Source organism: Streptomyces misionensis, from assembly GCF_007896895.1.
Classification (GTDB): Bacteria; Actinomycetota; Actinomycetes; order Streptomycetales; family Streptomycetaceae; genus Streptomyces; species Streptomyces misionensis_A.
Genome location: NZ_VOGW01000171.1, coordinates 1 through 6,107, shown reverse-complemented (window position 1 = coordinate 6,107; position 6,107 = coordinate 1). Strand labels below are relative to the sequence as shown.

Sequence of the window (6,107 nt, the reverse complement as noted above, 5' to 3'; positions counted from 1 at the left end):
GGCCAACACCAAGGCATACCACGCCAACACCACCTCCTCCAGCGGAACGAAGAAGCACAGCAGCGGCTGCTCCGGCTTCTGGGGCTGCGCGGGCCACTACTTCAAGAAGGCACTGCCGGTCGCGGAGAAGGTCGCGACCGTGGTCGCGGTCGTCGCCGTGGTGGTCGTCGTGGTCGTGGCGGTCGCCGCCTGCACCGAGACGGTGGTCGCGGCCCCGCATGTGTCATGGGCGCCGGAGAGGCGATCGGAGCGGTCGGCGGTCTGGCCGGGGGCGCCGATTGCATGGCGATGGGCTGCGGCGGAGGCGAACCGATAGCCGGAGAAGACGCCGACTCCCCACCCTCCGCAGGCGGTTCGGGCGGCTCCGGCGAGGCGCCGAAGGCCTCGGCCGACGCCGCACCGCACGAAGCCGGCAGCGGCTCGGGCGACGCGGCGGCCGCCTCCGGCGCGGGCGAGGAATCCAGCACCGACTCCGTCGGCAGCAACGCGGCGACACCGAAGAAGGCCGACGCACAACAGAAGGCGGCCGCATCGAGCAAGTCGGCGGCCGCACCTGACGAGCCCAGCGCCGGCAACTCGGGCACCACGGGCAGGAGCTCCGGCGGCGAGCGTTCGCGCTGCAGCTTCTCGCCCAGCACCCCCGTCCTGATGGCCGGTGGCAAGACCAAGGCCATCGGCAAGATCAAGACCGGTGACAAGGTCGAATCGGCCGACCCCGAGACGGGCAAGCACAAGGGAGACCGCACGGTCCAGCACATCTGGATCAACCACGACAAGGACCTCCTCGACGTCACGGTCCGTGAACGAGGAGGACGCCCGCCCCCCGATCGGGCGGGCGAGCGGACTTCTCCGCGTAGAGCCGGTTCTACACGTAGTGCCGGTAGATCGCCGACGCCACGCACGCCGGCTTCTCCGAGCCCTCCACCTCGATCGTGAAGGTCAGGCGCATCTCGACGCCGTTGCCCTTGATCTCCGCCACGGAGTCCACGGCGCCGTGCAGGCGGATCTTCGCTCCGGCCTTCACCGGGCTGGGAAAACGGACCTTGTCCAGGCCGTAGTTGATGCTCATCGAGACGCCCTCGATGGCGAGCAGGTCGTTGAAGAGGGGGATGACGAGGGAGAGGGTGAGGTAGCCGTGGGCGATCGGGGCGCCGAAGGGGCCGGCCGCCGCGCGCTCGGGGTCGACGTGGATCCACTGGTGGTCGCCGGTGGCGTCGGCGAAGGTGTTCACCCGCTCCTGGGTGATCTCCATCCAGTCAGTGCGGCCGAGGTCGGCGTCGGCGAGGGCCTTGATCTCGTCGAGGCCGGTGACGGTACGAAGGGCAGTCATGCGGGGGCTCCAGAAGAGTCAGTGGTTCCGTAGGCTTCCCGGATGCGGGGCTTGAGCAGCTTGCCGGCGCCGCTGCGGGGCAGTGCGTCGGCGAGGACGACGGACTTGGGGATCTTGTAGCGGGCGAGGCGGCCGTCGAGGAAGGCCAGGATCTCTTCGGCGCTGGCCTCCGCGTCCGGCGCGAGGACGACGACCGCGCGACCCACCTCGCCCCACTTCTCGTCGGGTACGCCGATCACGGCGCAGTCCGCGACGGCCGGGTGTTCGTACAGGGCCTTCTCCACCTCGGCCGGGTAGATGTTCTCCCCACCCGAGATGATCATGTCCTTGACGCGGTCGACGATGGTGACGTATCCGTCCTCGTCCGCGATGGCCACATCGCCCGTACGGAACCAGCCGTCCGTGAAGGCGGCCGCGGTCGCGTCCGGCAGGCCCCAGTAGCCGGACATGATGGTGGGGCCCTCGACGAGCAGTTCGCCGCGCTCGCCGCGTTCGGCGTCGTGTCCGGCGGGGTCGGCGATCCGCACGTCGTTGAAGAAGTGCGGCACGCCGGCGCTGCCCGCCTTGGCCAGGGCGTTCTCCGCGTCCAGCAGGCACACGCCCGGGGCGGCCTCGGTCATGCCGTAGCCCTGGAGGAAGCGCACGCCGCGTTGTTCGTACGTACGGATCAGCGCCTGCTGGACCGGTGCGCCGCCGCACATCATCTTCCGTACGGACGACAGGTCGGCCTCGGCGAACCGCTCCTCCGCGGCGATCTGCTGGAACATGGTCGGCACGCCGAACATCACCGTCACGCCGTGCTCCTCGACGAGGTCGATGGTGCGCGAGGGCGAGAACGACTCCTCGAGGATCAGCGTGCCACCCTTGAGGAACGTCGGCAGGCACGTCATGTTGAGGGCCGCAGTGTGGAACATGGGTGCGGACAGCAGGGTCACCTCGTCGGAGGCGAAGTCGGCGTCGACGAGTGTGTTGATGCTGTTCCAGGTGAGGTTGGAGTGGCTGAGCACGGCGCCCTTCGCGCGGCCCGTGGTCCCCGAGGTGTACATGATCATTGCGAGGTCGTCGAGGGTGACGTTCTCGTCGAGGGGGGAGTTCGGGGCCTGTGCCAGCGCCTTGTCGTACGTGTCGTCGACGGCGACGAGCCTGCCGACTCCGGAGGCGGCCGCGAACGCACCGAACGACGGGGAGTGGACGAGCACGGACGTACCGGAGTCGGCGAGGCAGTGCCTCAACTCGGCGTCGGCGAGGCGGATGTTGAGCGGGACGAAGACGGCGCCCAGCCGGCCCGCCGCGAACAGGGTCTCCAGGAACGCGGGATGGTTCGGGCCGAGGAAGGCGACGCTGTCGCCGCGGCGGACTCCGAGGGAGCGGAGGCGGTGGGCGAGGCGTGTGGTGCGATCGTGCAGCTGGGCGTAGGTGTACCGGGACCCTTGGTGGACGACGGCGAGGCGGTGGGGGGTCTTGCGGGCGCGTCGTGCGGTCCAGGAGCCGATGCCGTGGTTGCGCATGAGGGAGCTCCTTTGCGTCCCTGGGTGCTGCGAGAACGGGCGCGGATGGGTCCTTGGTGAGGAGGGCCGGTCGTAGGCGGATCGGATCAGTCCTCGGTGAAGTGGACCCCTCCTTCGTGCGTCGGGTCAGTCCTTGATGAAGCCGAACAGCCGGGCCGCGTTCTCCTTGAGGATCTTCGGCCTGACCTCGTCCTTGATCGGCAGCGCGGCGAAGTCCTTCAGCCAGCGGTCCGGGGTGAGGAGCGGGTAGTCGGTCCCGAACAGCACCTTGTCCTTGAGCAGGCTGTTGGCGTACTGGACGAGCTGCGGCGGGAAGTACTTCGGCGACCAGCCCGACAGGTCGATGTAGACCTGCGGCTTGTGTGTGGCCACCGACAGCGCCTCGTCCTGCCAGGGGAAGGACGGGTGGGCCATGATGATCGGCATGCCGGGGAAGTCGGCGGCCACGTCGTCGATGTACAGCGGGTTGGAGTACTTCAGGCGGATGCCGCCGCCGCCCGGTGCGCCCGCGCCGATGCCGGTCTGGCCGGTGTGGAAGACGGCGACGGCACCGGCCTCCTCGATCGCCTCGTACAGGACGTACGCGGACCGGTCGTTGGGGTAGAACGCCTGGACACTCGGGTGGAACTTGAAGCCGCGTACCCCGAAGTCCCTTACCAGGCGGCCGACTTCACGGGCTCCCGCCCTTCCCTTGGCGGGGTCGATCGAGGCGAACGGGATGATGACGTCCGGGTTCTCGGCGCCGACCTCGGCGATCTCCTCGTTGGGGACGGCCGGGACGCCGGTCGCGGCCTCCGCGTCGACGGTGAAGACGACGCACGCCATCTTCCGCTCGCGGTAGTACGCGGCGATCTCGGGGAGCGTCGGCTTGCGGTGGCCGTCCTCCACCTTGAAGTACTTGCTGGACGCCTCCTCCAGCTCGGAGGAGAGCGAGCCCCGTCCGCGCGAGGAGACCTCGGCGTGGGTGTGCACGTCGATTGCGGTGATCGCGTCGATGTCGATGCCGGCCATCTGGCGGTCGTCTCCTTACAGCTGCGGGGCGGGGATGCCGTACGTCTCCGGGCGCTGGCCCACCGAGGTCGGCCAGGCGGCGGCGATCGCGTCCGCCGACCAGCCGCCGTCGGTGTACGCGGCCGAGACCTCCTGGGGGTGCGACCACAGCGACAGCTTGTCTCCGCCGATGCCGACGCACTGGCCGGTGACGTCCTTCGCCGCGTCGGAGGCGAGGAAGACGACCAGGCCCGCGCAGTCCTCGGCGGTACCGAAGGCGACGCCCTTGCGCAGGGAGTCCGGGAAGGGCGTGCCGTCGTTCTCGTACGCCTCGATGTAGGGGGCGAACAGCGGCATGGTCTTCGTCATCTCGGTGGCCGCGTTGGGGACGACGGCGTTGGCGGTGATGTCGGCCTTCGCCAGCTCCATGGCCCAGGTGCGGACCATCGCGGCGATGCCTGCCTTGGCGGCTGCGTAGTTGGTCTGGCCGAAGTTGCCGCGCTGTCCGGCGGGGGAGCCGGCGACGATGAGGCGGCCGCCCTCGCCCTGCTCGCGCATCCGGATCGCGGCGGCGCGGGCGCAGGTGAAGGTGCCGCGCAGGTGCACCTGCTGGACGGTGTCGAAATCGTCGTCGGACATCTTCCACAGCACGCGGTCGCGCAGCACGCCCGCGTTGGTGACCATGACGTCGAGCCGCCCGAATTCGGCCACGGCCCGGTTCACCAGGGCGTCGGCGGCCTCGCTGGTGCCGACGGCGACGACCTCGGCGACCGCGCGCCCTCCGTCCTCGGTGATCTGCTTGGCGGCCGCCTCGGCCGCCTCGGCGTCCACGTCGTTGACGACGACCGAGGCGCCGGCGGCGGCGAGGGCGCGGGCGTAGGCGAGGCCGAGGCCGCGCCCGCTGCCGGTGACGACGGCAACCTTGCCGGAAAGATCCATGGGTGTATCTCCTTGAGGGCGGAGAGATGGGGGAGCGCAGAGGAAGCGGTGGGGGTGGCGCCGCCCCACGGGGTGTGCCCGGTCCCGTCCGCTCGTTCGATCTGCGCGCAACGCTAGGCATTCTCCTTGCGACGGTCAAGAGAGTGCGTAACATTGGGCGTGCGACGATGGCGTGAGGCGGGAGGGCGACATGGCAGGCGGCAGAAGCGGTGCGGCGGGCGGAGACGTCGGGCGTGGCGAGGGTGCGGTGTACGAGACCACGGGGGACGAACTCCAGGCAGGTCCGGGCTCCGAGGTGACCCTGCGCCCCCAGTCACTCATGCTTACGTTCCTCGGCAACTTCGTGCTGGGCAGCGGCGTCTGCGTCTACTCCGGCAGCATCATCGAGGTCTTCGGCCGCACTGGCGTGGGCGAGCACGCCACCCGTTCCACCCTGACCCGCATGGTGGGCCGCGGCCTGCTGCAGCGCCGCCGCGAGGGCCGCCGCATGTACTTCGGCCTCACCGACCGGGCGGCGGCAATCCTCCGCGACGGCGAGCGCCGTATCTGGAAGCAGGGCGCCGTCAACGACAACTGGGACGGTACGTGGACGCTGCTCGCCTTCTCCCTGCCTGAATCCAGCCAGCGGCAGCGCCACGACCTGCGCTCCCAGCTGACCTGGGCGGGCTTCGGCCCGCTCATCGGCGGCCTGTGGATCGCACCGGGCCAGGCGGACGTCACCGCGATCACGGAGGACAGCGAACTCGGCCCCCACATCAGGGTGTTCCGCTCCACCGCGGACCCCGCCACCGACGTCTCCCGCATGGTGCACGAGACCTGGGACCTCGCGACCCCGTCCGCCGGCTACACCGCCTTCCTCGACCGCTGGTTCGCGTTCGCGGACGGCCGCGATGCCTCGGACGTCGACGAACTCGCCGTCAAACTCCGTCTGTTGACGGAGTGGCTCCAGATCGTCCGCGCCGACCCGCACCTCCCGATCCAGCACCTCCCGGCGGACTGGCCCGCCGCCGCGGCGGAGGACGTCTTCCGCCGCGCCAACGCCCGCGTCGACGCGGCGTCCCGGGAGCTGGCGGCGGAGGTGCTGGAGACGGTGCCGCTGCGAGCGTGACGGATGCCGGCCGGCGCCTCGACGTACCCGCACCCGTGCCCGTAGCGGCGCGGAGCTGCCGGCTGAGGCGGTGATCCGCCTGGCGGTGTCCCGTCTGGCAGCCCCATCCGCGGCGGGCGGAGATCACCAGGGGAGCGGCGGCCAGGCCAGGCGGTTCCGCGATCAGTCCACCGCCCCGCGCAGCCTCCGCAGTTGCCTGCGGGGCCAGCGCCTCCGCCTCCCGCCCTGTGGA

At 70.5% G+C, this 6,107-nt stretch carries 7 protein-coding genes; 3 read left to right on the top strand and 4 right to left on the bottom strand.

Translation table 11 applies throughout. The features are described from left to right. Positions 1 to 316: hypothetical protein (locus tag FRZ03_RS39425; protein WP_186785661.1), on the top strand; the 316-nt coding region annotated here is incomplete at its 5' end. Next, complete coding sequence (locus tag FRZ03_RS28345; RefSeq protein WP_146467955.1) at positions 283 to 936, top strand: Hint domain-containing protein; 654 nt, start codon at positions 283 to 285, stop codon at positions 934 to 936. The genes FRZ03_RS39425 and FRZ03_RS28345, both read left to right, overlap by 34 nt. On the opposite strand, the gene FRZ03_RS28340 is transcribed toward FRZ03_RS28345, so the two are convergent. From FRZ03_RS28340 to FRZ03_RS28325, 4 genes are all read right to left on the bottom strand, one after another. Further along, positions 866 to 1,330 (bottom strand): MaoC family dehydratase, encoded by a 465-nt coding sequence (locus FRZ03_RS28340; RefSeq protein ID WP_146467954.1) that lies wholly within the window; start codon positions 1,328 to 1,330, stop codon positions 866 to 868. The two genes, FRZ03_RS28345 and FRZ03_RS28340, sit on opposite strands and share 71 nt — an antisense overlap. Continuing rightward, positions 1,327 to 2,838: an acyl-CoA synthetase gene (locus FRZ03_RS28335; protein WP_146467953.1), complete on the bottom strand. Its 1,512-nt coding sequence runs from the start codon at positions 2,836 to 2,838 to the stop codon at positions 1,327 to 1,329. The genes FRZ03_RS28340 and FRZ03_RS28335 overlap by 4 nt, the downstream gene beginning before the upstream one ends. Before the next feature lie 126 nt (positions 2,839 to 2,964). Beyond that, entirely contained in the window at positions 2,965 to 3,849 is an 885-nt protein-coding gene (locus FRZ03_RS28330; RefSeq protein WP_146467952.1) for an amidohydrolase family protein, read from the bottom strand. A gap of 15 nt (positions 3,850 to 3,864) precedes the next feature. Continuing rightward, complete coding sequence (locus FRZ03_RS28325) at positions 3,865 to 4,767, bottom strand: SDR family NAD(P)-dependent oxidoreductase (RefSeq protein ID WP_146467951.1); 903 nt, start codon at positions 4,765 to 4,767, stop codon at positions 3,865 to 3,867. Positions 4,768 to 4,957: 190 nt separating this feature from the next. Between FRZ03_RS28325 and FRZ03_RS28320 the strand changes: the two genes are divergently transcribed. Next, on the top strand, positions 4,958 to 5,875 hold the full coding sequence (locus FRZ03_RS28320; RefSeq protein WP_146467950.1) for a PaaX family transcriptional regulator: 918 nt from the start codon (positions 4,958 to 4,960) through the stop codon (positions 5,873 to 5,875). Positions 5,876 to 6,107: the final 232 nt, after the last annotated feature.